Origin of the sequence: Nonomuraea diastatica (assembly GCF_004349015.1) — a bacterium.
Lineage (GTDB): Bacteria > Actinomycetota > Actinomycetes > Streptosporangiales > Streptosporangiaceae > Nonomuraea > Nonomuraea diastatica.
Genome location: NZ_SMKP01000056.1, coordinates 1 through 16,696, shown reverse-complemented (window position 1 = coordinate 16,696; position 16,696 = coordinate 1). Strand labels below are relative to the sequence as shown.

At 69.7% G+C, this 16,696-nt stretch carries 18 protein-coding genes and 1 riboswitch; of the genes, 5 read left to right on the top strand and 13 right to left on the bottom strand.

Annotation, left to right across the window (positions count from 1 at the left end):
• Positions 1 to 7 precede the first annotated feature (7 nt).
• Positions 8 to 123, top strand: a riboswitch (SAM riboswitch).
• Between the two features lie 44 nt (positions 124 to 167).
• Positions 168 to 1,469, top strand: a complete 1,302-nt coding sequence (locus E1294_RS20600) for an aminotransferase class V-fold PLP-dependent enzyme (protein WP_132510469.1) — start codon at positions 168 to 170, stop codon at positions 1,467 to 1,469.
• A 2-nt stretch (positions 1,470 to 1,471) separates the two neighbouring features.
• Here E1294_RS20600 and E1294_RS54140 read toward each other — a convergent pair whose 3' ends face one another.
• Entirely contained in the window at positions 1,472 to 2,149 is a 678-nt protein-coding gene (locus tag E1294_RS54140) for a DoxX family protein (RefSeq protein ID WP_181958528.1), read from the bottom strand.
• Positions 2,150 to 2,273: 124 nt separating this feature from the next.
• On the opposite strand from E1294_RS54140, the gene E1294_RS20590 reads away from it, so the two are divergent.
• From E1294_RS20590 to E1294_RS20580, 3 genes are read left to right on the top strand one after another with little or no spacing between them, the layout of a single operon-like run.
• Entirely contained in the window at positions 2,274 to 3,419 is a 1,146-nt protein-coding gene (locus tag E1294_RS20590; protein ID WP_132510467.1) for an NADH-quinone oxidoreductase subunit D, read from the top strand.
• Positions 3,416 to 4,543, top strand: a complete 1,128-nt coding sequence (locus tag E1294_RS20585) for an acyltransferase family protein (RefSeq protein ID WP_220447839.1) — start codon at positions 3,416 to 3,418, stop codon at positions 4,541 to 4,543. The genes E1294_RS20590 and E1294_RS20585 overlap by 4 nt, the downstream gene beginning before the upstream one ends.
• Complete coding sequence (locus E1294_RS20580) at positions 4,536 to 4,721, top strand: hypothetical protein (RefSeq protein WP_132510465.1); 186 nt, start codon at positions 4,536 to 4,538, stop codon at positions 4,719 to 4,721. The genes E1294_RS20585 and E1294_RS20580 overlap by 8 nt, the downstream gene beginning before the upstream one ends.
• Here E1294_RS20580 and E1294_RS20575 read toward each other — a convergent pair.
• The 11 genes from E1294_RS20575 to dacB all read right to left on the bottom strand — a co-directional run bounded on the left by E1294_RS20575 (position 4,718) and on the right by dacB (position 14,708).
• Positions 4,718 to 5,173, bottom strand: a complete 456-nt coding sequence (locus E1294_RS20575; protein ID WP_132510463.1) for a DUF3180 domain-containing protein — start codon at positions 5,171 to 5,173, stop codon at positions 4,718 to 4,720. The two genes, E1294_RS20580 and E1294_RS20575, sit on opposite strands and share 4 nt — an antisense overlap.
• On the bottom strand, positions 5,170 to 5,673 hold the full coding sequence (gene folK, locus E1294_RS20570) for a 2-amino-4-hydroxy-6-hydroxymethyldihydropteridine diphosphokinase (RefSeq protein ID WP_132510462.1): 504 nt from the start codon (positions 5,671 to 5,673) through the stop codon (positions 5,170 to 5,172). Before folK ends, E1294_RS20575 begins: the two co-directional genes overlap by 4 nt.
• The gene (folB, locus tag E1294_RS20565; protein WP_132510460.1) at positions 5,670 to 6,035 is read right to left on the bottom strand and encodes a dihydroneopterin aldolase; all 366 of its coding nucleotides are present in this window, start codon (positions 6,033 to 6,035) and stop codon (positions 5,670 to 5,672) included. The genes folK and folB overlap by 4 nt, the downstream gene beginning before the upstream one ends.
• Positions 6,025 to 6,471, bottom strand: a complete 447-nt coding sequence (locus E1294_RS20560) for a nuclear transport factor 2 family protein (protein WP_132510458.1) — start codon at positions 6,469 to 6,471, stop codon at positions 6,025 to 6,027. The genes folB and E1294_RS20560 overlap by 11 nt, the downstream gene beginning before the upstream one ends.
• A complete protein-coding gene (gene folP / locus E1294_RS20555) occupies positions 6,468 to 7,325 on the bottom strand; it encodes a dihydropteroate synthase (RefSeq protein ID WP_132510456.1) in 858 nt (285 codons plus the stop codon). Before folP ends, E1294_RS20560 begins: the two co-directional genes overlap by 4 nt.
• 58 nt (positions 7,326 to 7,383) lie before the next feature.
• Entirely contained in the window at positions 7,384 to 7,962 is a 579-nt protein-coding gene (gene folE, locus E1294_RS20550) for a GTP cyclohydrolase I FolE (RefSeq protein ID WP_132510454.1), read from the bottom strand.
• A complete protein-coding gene (ftsH, locus tag E1294_RS20545) occupies positions 7,959 to 9,953 on the bottom strand; it encodes an ATP-dependent zinc metalloprotease FtsH (protein ID WP_132510452.1) in 1,995 nt (664 codons plus the stop codon). The genes folE and ftsH overlap by 4 nt, the downstream gene beginning before the upstream one ends.
• A gap of 249 nt (positions 9,954 to 10,202) precedes the next feature.
• A complete protein-coding gene (hpt, locus tag E1294_RS20540; protein WP_132510450.1) occupies positions 10,203 to 10,754 on the bottom strand; it encodes a hypoxanthine phosphoribosyltransferase in 552 nt (183 codons plus the stop codon).
• Between the two features lie 10 nt (positions 10,755 to 10,764).
• The gene (gene tilS / locus E1294_RS20535) at positions 10,765 to 11,757 is read right to left on the bottom strand and encodes a tRNA lysidine(34) synthetase TilS (protein ID WP_132510448.1); all 993 of its coding nucleotides are present in this window, start codon (positions 11,755 to 11,757) and stop codon (positions 10,765 to 10,767) included.
• Positions 11,758 to 12,148: 391 nt separating this feature from the next.
• Positions 12,149 to 13,225 (bottom strand): zinc-dependent metalloprotease, encoded by a 1,077-nt coding sequence (locus E1294_RS20530; protein WP_181958527.1) that lies wholly within the window; start codon positions 13,223 to 13,225, stop codon positions 12,149 to 12,151.
• Positions 13,226 to 13,307: 82 nt separating this feature from the next.
• The gene (gene dacB / locus E1294_RS20525; RefSeq protein ID WP_246083146.1) at positions 13,308 to 14,708 is read right to left on the bottom strand and encodes a D-alanyl-D-alanine carboxypeptidase/D-alanyl-D-alanine endopeptidase; all 1,401 of its coding nucleotides are present in this window, start codon (positions 14,706 to 14,708) and stop codon (positions 13,308 to 13,310) included.
• Between the two features lie 186 nt (positions 14,709 to 14,894).
• Here dacB and E1294_RS20520 point away from each other — a divergent pair, with 186 nt between their 5' ends.
• Complete coding sequence (locus E1294_RS20520; RefSeq protein ID WP_132510444.1) at positions 14,895 to 15,392, top strand: inorganic diphosphatase; 498 nt, start codon at positions 14,895 to 14,897, stop codon at positions 15,390 to 15,392.
• A gap of 3 nt (positions 15,393 to 15,395) precedes the next feature.
• Here the strand turns inward: E1294_RS20520 and E1294_RS20515 are convergent, their stop codons facing one another.
• On the bottom strand, positions 15,396 to 16,505 hold the full coding sequence (locus E1294_RS20515) for a C40 family peptidase (RefSeq protein WP_132510442.1): 1,110 nt from the start codon (positions 16,503 to 16,505) through the stop codon (positions 15,396 to 15,398).
• Positions 16,506 to 16,696 lie beyond the last annotated feature (191 nt).

Genomic DNA, 16,696 nt, shown 5'->3' with positions numbered 1-16,696 from the left:
TGACGTAGGTCATGAGTGCCAGCGACAAGCCCCGGCTAGCTGGCCGGCAACCCTCGCGTCCGCGGCGGGGTGCCCCGGGTGAAGACCTGGTCCGTCACAAGGTGTGGCGGGCAAGCGCGGGCTCCGATGGCTGCTCCAGGGGTCCGACGACCCCGAGGAGGATTGCCGTGTCCACGCTGACGATCTTCAAGTCCGCTCACGTTCGAGCGGACGAGGCCCCCGCCGCCACCGAGGAACGGCGCGTCCCCGCCGTGCTCGGCGCCGACCTCAAGGTGCCGGTCAAGGGTGGCAGGCTGGTGAGCTACGCCAACCTCGACTACGCCGCCAGCGCCCCCTGTCTCGTGCCGGTCAGCACGGCAGTCGCCGCCGCGCTCCCGGCCTACTCCAGCGTCCACCGCGGCGCGGGCTACGCCTCCCAGCTCACCACCGCCCGCTACGAGCAGGCCCGGCACACGGTCAGCGCGTTCGCCGGCGCCCGCCCGGACGACGCCGTGATCTTCACCCGCAACACCACCGACGCCACCAACCTGCTCGCCCGCTGCCTGCCCGAGGGCACGACCACCGTGGTCTTCGACACCGAGCACCACGCCTCCCTCCTCCCCTGGCCCCGGTCCGTACGGCTGGCGCCGCCCGCCTTCCCCGGCGAGGCCGTGCGCGCCGCCGACGACGCCCTGGCCGCGATCGACGGGCCCAAGCTGCTCGTGGTCACCGCCGCCTCCAACGTCACCGGCGAGCTGTGGCCCATCGCCGCGCTGGCCCACATCGCGCACCGGCACGGGGCCAGGATCCTGGTGGACGCCGCGCAGCTCGTACCGCACCGGCGGCTCAACCTCACCGCGCTCGACCTCGACTACGTGGCCTTCTCCGGGCACAAGCTGTACGCGCCCTTCGGTGCCGGCGTGCTGATCGGGCGGCGTGACTGGCTGGCCGAGGCGGAGCCGTACCTGAAGGGCGGGGGCGCGGTCCGGTCGGTGGCCGGCGCGGTCGAGTGGCACGACGACCCGGAGCCGCGGCACGAGGCGGGCACGCCGAACGTGCTCGGCGCCATCGCGCTGGCCGCCGCCTGCGACGCGCTCGCCGCCACCGGGTGGACCCGGCTGGTGCGCGAGGAGGAGCGGCTGATCGCCCGGCTGCGGGCCGGTCTCGCCTCGATCGAAGGCGTACACGAGTTGTCCCTGTGGGGGGAGGATCACCCGCGCGTGGGCATCGTGTCGTTCACCGTCGACGGGCGCCCGGCCCGCGAGGTGGCCGAGGTGCTGTCCGGCGAGTACGGCATCGGGGTGCGCGACGGCAAGTTCTGCGCGCACCCGTTCGTGCGTCACCTGGTGGAGCGCGGCGGTGACGAGCAGGCCGGCGGCGGGTGCGAGGACGGCGCGGCCTCAGCGGTGCGCGCCTCGATCGGCATCGGCACCACGCAGGAGCATGTGGACCGGCTGATCGGAGCGCTGCGCGACCTCACCTCCCGCTGAGGTCAGCCTTTCGGCGGTTCGCCGTGGTGTGGTGGCGGCTCGTCGCCGACCAGGGCGTCGATGTCCCGCATGTCCTTGTCACTGAGCTTGCTGTCCTTCGGTGCGCTCGACTGACGGGGCACCTGGGGCGGTTCCTCCTGCGTCGGCTCGGGCGTCGTCGGGCCGCCGGCCCTTTCCCCGGCCGCGCCGGTCGTGGCGCCGGTCGTGGTCGTTCCACGCGCGGCAGGAGCGTGAGCGGCGAGATCAGCCTCGGCCGCACGGCGTTCGGCACGCCTGCGCGACATCGAGCGGAAGATGCCGTCCAGGCCGAACCTGCCGCCGCCCAGCACGAGGAACAGCAGGCTCAGCGTGCCCAGCGAGGCCGGCAGCTCCCAGCCGTTGTCGGCGGTCATCGGGGTGAGCCCCCAGTGCATGAAGAAGATCGCGCCGAGCATGTTGACCAGCAGCAGCACCGCCACCGGTCTGACCAGCAGGCCGAGGATCAGGAAGATACCGCCGACGGTCTCCACGACGGTCGCGTAGGCGGCGGCCACCTCGGGCATCGGGATCCCCGACTCCCTGAAGCCCTGCGCGGTGGCGCCCAGGCCGCCCTGCCACTTCTGCCATCCATGTGCCAGGAAGATCACGCCCGTCACCACGCGCGCGATCAAGGCCGCGACGTCGAACAATATTCTTTTCATGGTGATTTCTCCCCCCGTTCCAGATATCCCTCCCCTTGTCCGACTTCGGGATGCATTCTCATACCAAGCTTTGACCGTCCACCCTGCGCTGGATCGACACCCTCGACGGTGGCAGCATGGCCGTATGACGGAACGTGTGGTCGGAATCGGTGCAGGCGCGAAAGAACTGGCCACCGAGGACATGATCCTCAACATCGGCCCGCAACACCCGTCCACCCACGGGGTGCTCAGGCTCCGGCTGACCCTCGACGGCGAGCGCATCGCCACCGCCGAGCCGATCATCGGCTACATGCACCGCGGCGCGGAGAAGCTGTTCGAGGTCCGCGACTACCGCCAGATCATCATGCTCGCCAACCGGCACGACTGGCTGTCGGGGTTCGCCAACGAGTTGGGCGTGGTGCTCGCCGCCGAACGCCTGCTCGGCATGGAGCCGCCGGTCCGGGCCGTGTGGGCGCGTACACTGCTCGCCGAGCTCAACCGGGTGCTCAACCACCTGATGTTCCTCGGCTCCTACCCCCTGGAGCTGGGCGCGATCACCCCGCTGTTCTACGCCTTCGACGAGCGCGAGCGCATCCAGGCCGTCATGGAGGAGATCTCAGGCGGGCGCATGCACTACATGTTCAACCGGGTCGGCGGGCTCAAGGAAGACCTGCCACTCGGCTGGCTCGACCGCGTGTCGGCGGCCGTCGCGGAAACCCGCCGCCGCGTGCCCGACATCGAGAACCTCATCCTGCACAACGACATCTTCCTGGCCCGCACCACGGGCGTCGGCGTGCTGACCCACGACCAGATCATGCAGTACGGCGTCAGCGGCCCCATCGCCCGCGCCTCCGGCGTCGACGTCGACCTGCGCCGCGACGACCCCTACCTCGCCTACCCCGAGCTGCCCGTCAAGGTGGTCACCAGGAGCGCCGGCGACTGCCACGCCCGCTTCGAGGTCCTGCTCGACCAGCTCAAGGTCTCGCTCGACCTGGCCGACGCCTGCGCCGAACGGCTGCGCGCGCTGCCCCCCGGACCGATCAACCAGCGGTTGCCCAAGGTGCTCAAGGTGCCGGAGGGCCACACGTACGCGTGGACGGAGAACCCGCTCGGCATCAACGGCTACTACCTCGTCTCCAAGGGCGACAAGACGCCGTGGCGGCTCAAGCTGCGCTCCGCCTCCTACAACAACATCCAGGCGCTGCGCGAGATGTTGCCCGGTCACCTGGTGGCCGACATGGTCGCCATCCTCGGCTCGATGTTCTTCGTCGTGGGTGACATCGACAAGTGACGACACAAGAACGCGACAAGTACGTCGACTGGCTGCGCGCCCTGAGCCTGATCGTCGTGGTCGTGTGGCACTGGGCATTCACCATTCTCGAATGGAAGCCGCACGGCCCCGAGCCCACCAGCCCGCTGGGCTTCACCTCCGGCCTGTGGATCCTCACCTGGCTGCTGCAGGTGTTGCCGCTGTTCTTCTACGTCGGCGGTCACGTGCACCTGCTGTCCTGGAACCGGGCCAAGACGCGGGGCTTCGGCATCGGCTCGTTCGTCCTGCGGCGCATCCGCGCGCTCGCCTTACCCGCGCTGTTCCTGTCCGGCGTGTGGGTCGTCATCGGAGCCATCGTCACGTGGGCGTTCGACGTCGACTGGATGTGGCGGGTCGTGCTGCTGGTGCTCAGCCCGCTGTGGTTCCTCGGCGTCTACCTGGTGCTGATCGCGCTGTTGCCGGTGGCGCTGTGGCTGCACAACCGCTACGACGTGCTCGCCCTGATCTGGCTCGGCGGCGCGGCCCTGGTGATCGACGTGGTGCGCTTCAGCTACGGCGTCGACCCCGCGGGCTGGCTCAACATGATCATCGTCTGGGGGCTGGCGCACCAGGCCGGGTTCTTCTACGACCGGGTCGTGGCGCTGCCCCGGCGCTATGACAAGGGGCTGCTGTGGACCGGGCTGTTCGCCCTGTTCGGGCTGGTCTACTCGGGCATCTATCCCGGGTCGATGGTGGGCGTGCCCGGCGACAAGTGGTCGAACATGGCACCGCCCACGTTCGTGATCGTGGCCCTGCTGCTCTTCCAGATCGGGCTCGTGGAGGTGCTGCGGCCGTCCATGGAGCGTGTGCTGGTGCGACCGGGCTGGCGCCGGGTGAACGACTTCATCAACCGCTACTCGCTGCCGCTTTTCCTGTTCCACACCACCGGAATGGCCATCGCGCTGGGGCTGTCGTGGTGGTGGTTCGGCACCATGGCCACCCAGATCCCGCCCGACCTGAAATGGTGGCTGGAGCGCCCCATCGCCATCGTCGGCCCGCTGATCTGCACCGCCCCGGTCATCTACCTCTTCGGCCGCCGCCGCACGCCTGTGCGGCAAAGGCAGGGCGAGGACGTCGGCCGCTCCCTAGGCTCAGAGCATGGCTGACATCGGCTTCCACGCCACCGCCGAGGACGAACGGATCATCCGTGCCGCTCTGCGGGAAGGCGAACGGCCGAGCGACGTGATCCGCCGCGCGCTCCGCGTCCTGCACCGGGAGATGTGGCACGACCGTGTCCGCGCGGGCGCCCGGCGCAGCACCGAAGACCTCTCCGGCGAGCACTAGTCGCGCTGCTGCTCCTCAGGCCCCTTGGGGATGCGGCAGGCGTACTCCAGGTAGAGGGCGGCGCAGACGAGCAGGACGCACGACACGAACGACCCCGTGGCGACGAGGAACTCGCCCCTCGGCGTCTCCCGGTCGAGCAGTTGCACCGTGTGCAGCCCGAACCCGGCGAAGATCCCCCCGAACGCCGCCCCCGCGTACGCCGACGCCTTCGCCAGCGCGGCCAGCCGGGCCACCGCCATCGGCTCCACCGGCTTCGTGCCGGGTTTCCTCGCGATCCGGGCCTTGGTCAGCCACGCGGTGTAGCCCTCGCCGATGGCCAGCAACGTCACCGTGGGGATCGCGGTCCACGGCATGAGCGGCAGCCTGGAGTAGACGGGCTGGATCACCACCCAGGTGAGCAGCGCGACGACGACGAGGATGCCGACCAGATGGCCGGGACGTGTGGGCCTCAATCCGGCCTCTGCAGTTTCAGATCCTCGCGCAGGCGTACGCCCTGCCGGTCGAGCCCATCCAGCAGGTCGGCCACCCGGCCGCGCCCGGGCAGCACCGCCTCAGGGTCGGCCTTCGACCAGGGCACCAGCACGAACGCGCGCTCATGAGCGAGCGGATGCGGCAGCGTCAGCTCGGGATCGTCGCTGACGGACTCGCCCACCACGATCAGGTCGACGTCGAGAGTGCGCGGCCCCCACCGCTCCTCGCGGACCCTGCCGAAGGCGTCCTCGACGTTGAGCGCCCGCTCCAGCAGCCGCGCCGGCTCCAGCGTGGTCTCGGCGATCACGATCGCGTTGAGGTAGGGGCGCTGCCCGGGCGGGCCACCGACCGGGTCGGTCTCGTAGACGGGGGACGCCTGGACGAACTCCAGCCCCGGGGCGTCGAACAGGGTGTCGACGGCGCCCTGCAACGTCTGGAAGCGGGCGCCCAGGTTGCTGCCCAGGGCGATGACGGCCTTCATCGGCGGCTCCGCTCGATCGTCACGACCACATCGTCGAACGGCAGCGGGATGGGCGCCGCCGGCTTGTGCACGCTCACCTCGGTCTTGCGCACCAGCTCGCTGGACAGGCACACGTCGGCCAGCCGCTGCGCGAGCGTCTCGATCAGCTCGACCGGCTCGCCCTCCACGACCCTGACGAGGGCCTCGGCCAGCTCGCCATAGTGGACGGTCTTGGTGAGGTCGTCGCCGGCCGCCGCCGGGGCGGTGTCGAGGAACAGCGTCGCGTCGATCACGAACTCCTGCCCGAGCTCCCGCTCGGCAGCGAGCACGCCGTGTCTCCCCCTGGCCCGCAGACCCTTGAGGGCGATGCGATCAGCGCTCAAGCTCGCCGTCCTCCTCCTCGTCGTCGTCGCTCTGGAGCACCGGCGAGCCGTGGTGCATCCACAACCGCCACCCCTGCGGGCTGCGAAGGTAGACGTTGCTGGCCACCACCTTGCCCGCGGCGAAGCTGGACTCACCCTCCTCGCCGGCGGTGAGGATGTTCTCCACGCAGGTGAGCACGGCCACGTCACCCAGCACGGTCGTGCTGACGTCGGTCAGCACGAACTGGATGTAGGTGGTGTTGGCCATGATCAGCGCCCATGACCGCAGCACCTCAGAGCGGCCCGTCAGCAGGGTCCAGCCCGGGTGCACGCAGCTCACCTGCTCGTCACCGGAGTCTTCCGCCCAGATCTCGGTCATCTTGTCGAGATCGGCGTTTTCGATCGCGGTGTAGAACTCCTGGTTCACCGTCTCGATAGCGGCGGTGTCGACGCTCATGTATTGGCTCCGGCTCTCTTCCATGCGGCGGCCACGCGCACGGCATCGGCATTAGGACCTACCTCGTGCACGCGCACGCACCAGGCGCCCGCGTGGGCGGCCAGCGCGGTCACCGCCAGCGTGGCGTCGTCGCTGCGGCTGAACGGCCGGGGCGTGCCGTCGGGGTCGGCCAGCAGCCGGCCGAGGAACCGTTTGCGCGACGCCCCCACCAGTAGCGGGAAACCCAGTGCGGCGAGTTTCGGGATGCCGGCCAGCAGCGCCCAGTTGTGGTCGGCGTTCTTCGCGAAGCCGAGACCGGGGTCGATCACGATCTGCTTCTCCGTGACGCCCTCCGCCAGCACCAGATCGACCCGCTTGCTCAGCTCTTCGCGCACCTCGGTGACCACGTCGGCGTAGACGGCGCGGCTGTCCATGTCGTGGCTGTGGCCGCGCCAGTGCATCACGACGTAGGGGACGCCGGTCGCGGCGACCGCGCGCGGCATGTCGGGGTCGGCCAGCCCGCCGCTCACGTCGTTGACGAGCCGCGCGCCCGCCTCGACCGCGGCCCTCGCGACCTCCGCCCGCATCGTGTCGACGCTGACCCGCACGCCCTCCGCGTCGAGCGCTCTGATCACCGGGAGAACGCGGGTCAGCTCTTCCTGCAGCGACACCCTGGCGGCGCCGGGACGGGTGGACTCGCCGCCAACGTCGACGATGTCGGCGCCCTCGCGGACCAGGTCGAGGCCGTGCTGGATCGCGGCGTCCTCGTCGAACCACCGGCCACCGTCGGAGAACGAATCGGGCGTCACATTGACCACGCCCATGACGAGGCACCGATCCGCGCCTCCCGGCACGTTCATGGGCACGCTAGTCATGGGCCAAGCCTAGGCGCTTGCGGACACCTGATGACATCGTGGGTACCCCGTTCAGTCGTCAGCGGCCCAGGATCAGCGCCATCGCCTCGGATCGGGTCTTGTCGCTGGTGCGGAAGTCACCGCGAACCGCCGAGGTCACGGTCTTGGCGCCGGGCTTGCGCACCCCTCGCATCGTCATGCACAGATGCTCGGCCTCGACCACCACGATGACGCCGCGCGGCTCCAGCACCCGCATGAGCGCGTCGGCGATCTGCGAGGTCATGCGCTCCTGCACCTGGGGGCGGCGGGCGAACACGTCGACCAGGCGGGCCAGCTTGGACAGGCCCGTCACCTCGCCGCGCTGGTTGGGGATGTAGCCCACGTGGGCCACCCCGTGGAACGGGACCAGGTGGTGCTCGCAGGTCGAATAGACCTCGATGTCCCTGACGAGCACCATCTCGTCGTGGTCGACGTCGAAAACCTTGGTCAGCACGTCTTCAGGCGTCTGGCCAAGCCCGGAATATTGCTCGGCCATGGCGCGGGCGACCCGGGCGGGCGTGTCGAGGAGGCCGTTGCGGTCGGGATCTTCGCCGATGGCGTAGAGGATCTCGCGAACGGCCTTCTCGATCCGCGCCTGGTCGATGTCGTGCTGAGTCACGCACTGTCTCCGGACGGAAGGGCGTCCTGGTGGCCCGCGCTGAGCGAGCCGTTGGCCGACTGCTCCTTCGGGGTCAGGATCGGCGGGCGGTCGGAGGGCAGCCGCTTGCCGTAGCCCGCGTAGGACGGGCGGTGCTCCCTGATGACCACCGGGCTGAAGATCTGGAGCACCTGCTCGCGGGAGAGGGTCTCCTTCTCCATGAGCTCGAGCACGAGGTTGTCGAGCACGTCGCGGTATTCGACCAGGATGTCCCAGGCCTGGTCGTGCGCCGTCTCGATCATCCGGCGGACCTCCTCGTCGATCGTGGAGGCGATCTTCTCGGAGTAGTCGCGCTCGTGACCCATCTCACGCCCGAGGAAGACCTCGGCCTGGCCACTGCCGAACTTGCGGGCGCCGAGCTGCTCGCTCATGCCGTATTCGGTCACCATGCGGCGGGCGACGGCCGTGGCCTTCTCGATGTCGTTGGAGGCGCCGGTGGTCGGCTCGTGGAAGACGAGCTCCTCCGCCGCGCGGCCGCCGAGCAACATCGCGAGCTGGTCCATCATCTCCGACCTGGTGGCCAGGAACTTGTCCTCCATCGGCAGCGTCATCGTGTAGCCCAGCGCGCGGCCGCGGGACAGGATCGTGATCTTGTGCACCGGATCGGAATTGGGCAACGCGTGCGCCACCAGCGCGTGACCGCCCTCGTGGTAGGCGATCATCTTCTTTTCCTTGTCGGACATGACCCGCGTCTTGCGCTCGGGCCCTGCCATGACGCGGTCGATCGACTCCTCAAGGAGCTCCATCGTGATCAGCTTCTGGTCGGCCCGCGCGGTGAGCAGGGCCGCCTCGTTGATCACGTTGGCGAGGTCGGCGCCGGTGAACCCGGGGGTGCGGCGCGCGATGACGTCGAGATCGACGTCGGGCGTGAACGGCTTGCCCCGCCCGTGCACCTTGAGGATGCCCTTGCGGCCCTCGAGGTCGGGCCGGTCGACGGTGACCTGCCGGTCGAAACGGCCGGGGCGCAGCAGCGCCGGGTCGAGGATGTCGGGCCGGTTGGTGGCCGCGATGAGGATCACGCCGCCCTTGACGTCGAAGCCGTCCATCTCGACGAGCAACTGGTTGAGCGTCTGCTCGCGCTCGTCGTGACCGCCGCCCAGGCCAGCGCCGCGGTGGCGGCCGACCGCGTCGATCTCGTCGATGAAGATGATCGCCGGGGCGTTGGCCTTGGCCTGCTCGAACAGGTCACGGACACGCGAGGCGCCGACACCGACGAACATCTCGACGAAGTCGGAACCGGAGATCGAGTAGAACGGCACGCCCGCCTCACCCGCGACCGCGCGGGCCAGCAGCGTCTTACCGGTGCCGGGCGGGCCGTAGAGCAGCACACCTTTGGGGATCTTGGCGCCGATCGCCTGGAACTTGGCCGGGGCCTGCAGGAACTCCTTGATCTCCTGGAGCTCCTCGATGGCCTCGTCAGCGCCGGCGACGTCGGAGAAGGTCGTCTTGGGGGTGTCTTTGGTGATCAGCTTGGCCTTCGACTTGCCGAAGTTCATCACCCGGGAGCCGCCGCCCTGCATCTGGTTCATGATGAACAGGAAGATCAGCACGATGATGACGATCGGCAGGAAGCTCACCAGCAGGCTCACCAGGAAGTTTTCCTGCGGCACCTCGGTGGCGAAGCTCTTGGTCTTGCCTGCGTCGACCTGAGCCTGGAGCTCGTCGGTCAGCTTGCTGCCGTAACCGGTGACCCAGTCTGACTGGATCAGCTTCGTCGGGGCGTCGCCGGCCTTCACCACGACAGGGTTGGTCAGCGTCACCTCGATCCGGTTGTCCTTATCGATGATCTTGGCGTTGCTGACGTTTCCGGCGCGAATCTGCTGGAGAACCAAGGACGTGTCGGCCGGCTTGTAATTGCCGCCACCGCTCCAGAGCTGGGTGACGAGCAGGAGCAGCACGACGATGCCCAGGATCCACAGCAGTGGCCCACGTGTAAATCGCTTGAGATCCATCCGATGCGGAACCCCTTGCGGGCCCGTCCCTTCCTGACCATGGCCTTTGAACCCCGGGTCGCCCCGGGGCCGCGGCATCCGACACCGCGACTTCTGACTACCCGAAGGGGACACGGGGTCACCCTTCAGAAGTCCGAAGGTACACCGGCACAGCGCACGGAGGGACCCGCCCGCTACACCGGTCTTGCCCTAACAACGTACGTCACGTTGCGCGGTGTTCCCGGCCCACCGGGAACACCGGCTGGATTGCTAGGTGTAAACGTGCGTAGCGAGCGTGCCGATGAACGGCAGATTGCGGTATCGCTCCGCGTAGTCGAGCCCGTAACCGATGACGAACTCACTGGGAATGTCGAAACCAACGTATTTCACCTCGATAGGCACCTTCACCGCGTCGGGTTTGCGGAGCGCGGCGCAGATCTCCAGCGAGGCCGGATTGCGCGATTTCAGGTTTTCCAGCAGCCAGTGCAAGGTCAGACCGGAGTCGATGATGTCCTCGACGATCAGCACATGGCGGTCGAGGATGTCGGTGTCGAGGTCTTTCAGCACGCGGACGACGCCGGACGACCTGGTGCCGGCACCGTAGGACGACACCGCCATCCAGTCCATCTGCACGGGCACGTGCAGAGCCCTCGCCAGGTCGGCCATCACCATGACCGCGCCTTTGAGCACGCCCACGAGCAGGACTTCCTTGCCCGCATAGTCCTCGTCGATCCGCCCGGCGAGCTCTTTGATCCTGGCCTGGAGGTCGTCCTCGGAGATGAGGACCTTCTCCAGGTCATTGCCCATGTCGGCAGCGTCCACCTGTGGTTCCTTACGGGATGGGACTGATGGCGAGTATCAGGGTGCCATACCGCCGGACGGCCGACAGGCCCCCGGGCAGGTCCACCGCCTTCTGCCCGCGCCACCGCGTGACCAGCCGGTCCACGGCCAGCACGTGAGCGGCCGACAGGGCTCCCGGCGGTGCTCCCGCCGCGATGGCCGCACGGCGCAGGACCCTCCGCCTGACGGCGTCGGGCAGCTTCGCCAACTCCGCTGCGGACAACGTGACCGACTCCCCGATATCGCTAAGAGCGCAATTTCGGTACGCCGACTCCGCCCACTGGTCCAGGGCGTCAGCGTCCTCGCGCGCCATCCGCGCGGTCCTCGCGAGCGCCTCCGCGACCCCCGGGCCGAGCTCCTTCTCCAGCACCGGCAGCACGTGCCTCCTGACGCGGACCCTCGTGTAGCGGGGGTCCACGTTGTGCGGGTCGTCCCACGGGGACAGGCGCAGCGCCTGGCAGGCGGCGACCGTGGTGGCCCGCGGGAGGTGGAGGAACGGGCGGAGACAGCGGCCGCTCCTGGCCGCCATGCCGGACAACGACCGCAGGCCGCTCCCCCTCGCCAGGCCGAGCAGGACCGTCTCCGCCTGGTCGTCCCTCGTGTGGCCGAGCAGGACCGCCGGCGCCTGGAGGCGGTCGGCCGCCGCGGTCAGCGCGGCGTATCGCGCCTCCCTGGCCGCCGCCTCGGGGCCGCCCGCCGTGCCCACCGTCACCGTGAGCACCTCCACCGGATCGAGACCCATCCCCCGGGCCAGCCCTGCCACCGTCTCGGCGCGCTCGGCCGAGCCCGGCTGGAGCCGGTGGTCCACGGTCAGCAAGCCCGCCCGCAGGCCCATCCTGGGGGCCACGAACGCCAGGGCGGCCGACAGGGCAAGGGAGTCGGCTCCGCCGCTGCACGCCGCCAGGACCAGCGCGCCCTCCTCGACGTGGGCCAGCGCTTCGCGCACGGCCCTGCGCACGTCTGCTACTGCTGGATGCGGCCCCACGGGGCCATTCTCCCGGCTCCCGCCACCACTCCGGCAACGCCGACTGACGTCCGGCCGTCCCTACGGCAACCCGATCGAAGCGCGGTCATCCCTATGGCAACCCGCATGGAGTGCGGCCGTCTCTGGCGACCCCGTTGGAGTGCGGCTTTCTCTGTGGCAACCCGGTTGTGCGCCCGTCCTGCCGGAACACCGGGCGCGCAAGTGGCCTGACCGGCGGGCGCGAGACCGGCACGACGCTCGCAGACCCGCGCACCGACAGGTTCCCGCGGTCCCTGCAGACCGACCCGGTTCTCCGCGCGGTCCCGAAGGGCGACGTGGCACGCGCGGTCCCGGAGGGTGACGCGGTGTTCCGTTCGCGGCGGCGCGTTCGGCGGAAGGCGAGTGACGTGGGTCAGGCGGGGAGGGCCGGGGTGCCTATGACGCGGGCGACCCAGGCGTCAGGGTCGGAGATCTCCGGTGTCGTCGGCAGTGTCTCGGGCGAGGTCCAGATCCTGTTGAAGCCGTCCATGCCGACCCGGTCGACCACGGTGCGGACGAAGGCCGAGCCCTCCGCGTACTGCTTCATCTTGACCTCGATCCCCAGCAGGCGCCGGACCGTGCGGTCGAGGCGGGAGCCGCCCTCGCGGCGCTGGGCGAACTTGGCGCGGATGTCGGCCACCGACGGCACCACCGAGGGGCCGACGGCGTCCATCACGTAGTCGCCGTGCCCTTCGACCAGGGTCATCACGGCCGTCAGGCGGTCGAGGATCTCCTTCTGGCCGGGCGACTGGATGGCGTCGATGAGGTTACCCTCGCCGCCGCGCACCACGTCGGCCACCGTGTCGGCGGCGTTGCGCAGGCGTTCGAGCAGGGTGGGCAGGTCGAGGTCGGACGCGAGCAGGAACTCGGTCATCTGCGACCGCACGTATTCGCGCAACCACGTCACGCCCGTGAACTGGACGCGGTGGGTCTCCTCGTGGAGGCAGACCCAGAGGCGGAAGTCGTGCGGATCGACGCCCATCTCGCGCTCGGCGTGGACGATGTTGGGCGCGACCAGGGTCAGGCGGCCCGTCGGCTCCTCGCCCGTCGGGTCGGGCGGGAGGAAGAGTTCGTACTGGCCCAGCACGCGTGAGGCCAGGAACGCCAGAACGGCGCCGACCTCGACGCCCGTGATGCGGGAGCCCACGGCCGTGACGATGGCGGGTGGCGGGTTGTCGCCGCCGCCCATGCGCTGGGTCAAGGGTTCGAGCACCACGCGGAAGCCCTCGACGTTGGCCTTGATCCAGCCCGGCCGGTCGACGATGGTCGCGGCCTGCGGCGCGGTGTCCGTGTGAATTTTCGTGAACTCGCGCACGTGGCCCTCGGCCTCACGTGACAGGGTGCGGAGCTCGGTGACGGCCTGCCTGGCCTCCTCCCGGCTCACCTGAGGACCGGGGCGCACCAGGCGCGTGCCGGTCGTGACGGCCAGATCCCAGTCGATCACCTGCATAACGTCCACCGTACGTGCTTCTCGTCGTGCCCGCGAAGGTACGGGCCGAGCCGCGATCCGGAGGATCGCCATAAGCGCCACTTCAGTTGCGGGCGACGATGGCGGCGAGGCGGTCGAGTACGGGTTCGGCGTTGACGGGTACGCGGTCGGCCATGAAGGCGAACGTGACGAGCCGCCCGTCCTTCGTGGCGGCCAGTCCTGCCAGGGTGTTGACGTTGTTGAGGGTGCCGGTCTTGGCGCGTACGAGGCCGACCTGCCCCTTGCTGTCGGCGGCGGTGAAGCGGCGGCCGTTGCCGAGGGTGCCGGAGAATCCGGCGATCGGCATGCCGGAGGCGATGGCGTGCAGGTCGGGGTGGTTCGCGGAGCCGGCCATGGCGATGATCTTGGCCAGGGCGTGAGGGCTGATGCGGTTGCGGATGGAAAGGCCGCTGCCGTCGGAGAGCGCGGCGACGCCCTGGGCGGCCCCGAGCCGCTGGAGCACGGCGGTCACGCCCTTGGCGCCTCCTTCGAACGACGCCTGTTGACCTTCCTTGAGTCCGACGTGCCTCATCAGCGCCTCGGCCATGTCGTTGTCGCTCTCGGTCAGGGTGTGCTCCACGAGGGCGTAGATGGGGGCGGAGTCGACCCGGCCCAGCTCGGCGGCGCCGGCGGGGGCCTTGGCCTGGCGTAGGGATTTCGACACCGCTATGCCCTCCTTCTTGAGCAGCCCGGCGAAGGCAGCGGCGGCGTAGCGGGGCGGGTCGTCGACTCTGGGGGCGTTGAAGCGGGGGTGCCGGCGGCCTTCGTCGATGGCGAGGGCGTGGACGGTGGCCACGTTGCCGTCGGGGATGTAGCTCGGCTTCCAGCCGTCGGCCTTGGCTGAGCCGACGAAGAGGGATGTGTCGTACGAGAGGGTGACTTTCTTGATGTTCTGTGACTTGAGCGTGGCGGCGGTGCGGGCGGCCAGCGACCGGAGTGAGGCCTGCTTCGGGTAGCCGGGCTTGGCTGAAGGGCCGGCGAGCAGCGGGTCGCCGCCGCCCACGAGGATGGCGGTGCCGGGTTTGGCGCCCTGGACGACCCTGGTGGACAGGCGGGTGTCGGGCCCCAGAGAGGCGAGCGCGGCGGCGCAGACGGCGATCTTCGTCGTCGAGGCGGGCACGAAGGCGGCGTCGGCGTTGGAGGCGAAGATCTGCTGGCCGGTGACCGCGTCGAGCACGACGGCGCCGACCCTGTCACCCAGGGCCCGGTCACCCAGCGCGCGGGTGAGCTGCCGTGTCAAAGTACTCTTGGTCGGGAGAGGTCCGTCTCCGGGCTTCGCCGGAAGCTGGGCCAGCACAGGTCCCGCGGTGACCACGGGGACGGGGGGAGACTCTTCCTGCGGTGACTCCGTCGGCCCGCCCGGTGGAGACTGCCCCGTCAACGCGCTGAGGCTGAAGCCGGTGGTCATCGCGTAAACGCCGATGACGATGGTCAGGGCTTGGAGCACGACGAGGGTGGTCAGCATCACCCACCTGTCGTGCCGCGCCACGTCGCCTGCCCTCTCTCCAGTGTTCGCCTACGAGACATTAACGCCCAGCCGGGGGTGCCCGGGGGCTGAGCGGGGGAGAAGCCCGGACCGGGCCCCGGGGAGCGGATGATCGTGTCCCCAGACGCCTGGCGAGGTGCTCTCGACCCATGAGAGAGGACCGCGGTGGAGTTCGACGTTGTCGTAGAGATTCCCAAGGGGCAACGGAACAAGTACGAGGTGGACCACGAAACCGGGAAGATCAGGCTCGACCGGCTCCTGTTCACCTCCACGCAGTACCCCGCCGACTACGGCTTCATCGAGAACACCCTCGGTGAGGACGGCGACCCGCTGGACGCGCTGGTGTTGCTGCAGGAGCCGACGTTTCCCGGCTGCTACATCACGTGCCGGGCGGTGGGCATGTTCAGGATGACCGACGAGAAGGGCGGCGACGACAAGGTCCTCTGCGTCCCCTCGACTGACCCCCGCATGCACCACATTCAGGACATTCATCACGTGTCGGAGTTCGACCGGCTGGAGATCCAGCACTTCTTCGAGGTCTACAAGGACCTCGAGCCGGGCAAGTCGGTCGAGGGCGCCAACTGGGTGGGCCGCATCGAGGCGGAGGCCGAGATCGAGCGCTCCTTCCGCCGGGCCAAGGACGAGGGACACCACGGTCACTGACCGTCAGCGGGGCCTGGTGGCGCCCACCAGGTCCCCGCGGTAGATCGAGGCGACCCGTACGACGTCGCCGGTCTGCGGCGCGTGCACCATCTGGCCCCGGCCGACGTAGATCCCCACGTGGTGGATGGTGCCGGGGTCGTCGGTGACGCGGCCGAAGAACACCAGGTCGCCGCGGCGCAGCTGGTCGAGCGGCACGTGCGGGCCTGACGTCCACTGGGTGCCGGTCCAGTGGTCGAGCCGCACGCCGACCTTCTCCCAGGCGCGCATGGTGAGCCCTGAGCAGTCGTAGGTGTCGGGGCCGTCGGCCGCCCACACGTACGGCTTGCCGAGCTGGGTGAGCGCCCAGTTGGCCGCGACGTCCCCAAGGGCGGAGCCGCGCGAGACGAGCCCGGCGAGCGACGCGGCTGCGGCCTTGCGTCGGGCCAGCAGCTGGGCGCGGGTGCGGGCCGCGTCGACCTTGCGCTGGAGGTGCTCCTCGCGAGCCCGCAGTGCCTTCGTGTCGCGCCGCTGCCTGGCCACGGCCTCCTTGGCGGCGGTCTTCGCGAGCCTGGCGCGTTCGGTGGCGGCCCTGTGGGCGGCGTAGGCGTTGGCGGCCTGGATGCGCAGGATGGTCGCGACCTCCTGGGCGTCGCGCATCCTGGCGAGGATCGCGGCCCGCTCACTGCTCATGTGTTCGAGCACGCTCGCCCGGTGCAACATGCCGTCCGTTTCGCCCTGGTCGATGAGGATGCCGAGAAACGGCTCCGTCATCGCCGCGCCACCGTAGGTCTCCGCCGCCAGCAGCGCGACGTCGCGCCGGGCCAGCTCGACCTCGGCGTCGGCCGCCGCGAGGCGCGCCTTCGCCTGCTCGTTGGTCTGTTCGGCGCGCCGGAGCTGGACGAGCTCCCCGTTGTACGCCTCCACCAGCCGCTCGACCTCGGCCGCCAGCCGGCCGAGTCGTGACTGGGCGGTGGCCAGCTTGGCGCTGGTCTCCCCTAGCCGCTTCGACCGCTCGCGTACGGTCTGGCGGACCTTCTTGACGTCGCGCGAGGAGGGGACGGGCTCCGCCATGACCGGCGGGCACATGCCGACCAGCAGGCAGCCCGCGAGCAGCCCAGCCCGGAATGCGCGCATAGGTCCCCCTGGAAGCAGATGGTCACTCTATGCACACAGTCCCCGACGGTTGTCGTGCGTAACAGGGGTTTACGCAGGTCAGCCGCTTTCCGTAGGCGTTGGCGAGGGTTCCCCGGTGTGCGGCGGGGTGGCCGTTTGCGTCGGCTTGGTACTGGTCGGGGTGGGCGTCACCGTGACGGTCGGGGTGGCGG

Excerpts from the sequence above, each read along its gene's own strand:
- E1294_RS54140 (WP_181958528.1), bottom strand. The coding sequence starts at position 2,149 with ATGAAAAGAATATTGTTCGACGTCGCGGCCTTGATCGCGCGCGTGGTG.
- E1294_RS20590 (WP_132510467.1), top strand. The coding sequence starts at position 2,274 with ATGACGGAACGTGTGGTCGGAATCGGTGCAGGCGCGAAAGAACTGGCC.
- E1294_RS20580 (WP_132510465.1), top strand. The coding sequence starts at position 4,536 with ATGGCTGACATCGGCTTCCACGCCACCGCCGAGGACGAACGGATCATC.
- folK (WP_132510462.1), bottom strand. The coding sequence starts at position 5,673 with ATGAAGGCCGTCATCGCCCTGGGCAGCAACCTGGGCGCCCGCTTCCAG.
- E1294_RS20560 (WP_132510458.1), bottom strand. The coding sequence starts at position 6,471 with ATGAGCGTCGACACCGCCGCTATCGAGACGGTGAACCAGGAGTTCTAC.
- folP (WP_132510456.1), bottom strand. The coding sequence starts at position 7,325 with ATGACTAGCGTGCCCATGAACGTGCCGGGAGGCGCGGATCGGTGCCTC.
- ftsH (WP_132510452.1), bottom strand. The coding sequence starts at position 9,953 with ATGGATCTCAAGCGATTTACACGTGGGCCACTGCTGTGGATCCTGGGC.
- E1294_RS20530 (WP_181958527.1), bottom strand. The coding sequence starts at position 13,225 with ATGCAGGTGATCGACTGGGATCTGGCCGTCACGACCGGCACGCGCCTG.
- dacB (WP_246083146.1), bottom strand. The coding sequence starts at position 14,708 with ATGCTGACCACCCTCGTCGTGCTCCAAGCCCTGACCATCGTCATCGGC.
- E1294_RS20515 (WP_132510442.1), bottom strand. The coding sequence starts at position 16,505 with ATGCGCGCATTCCGGGCTGGGCTGCTCGCGGGCTGCCTGCTGGTCGGC.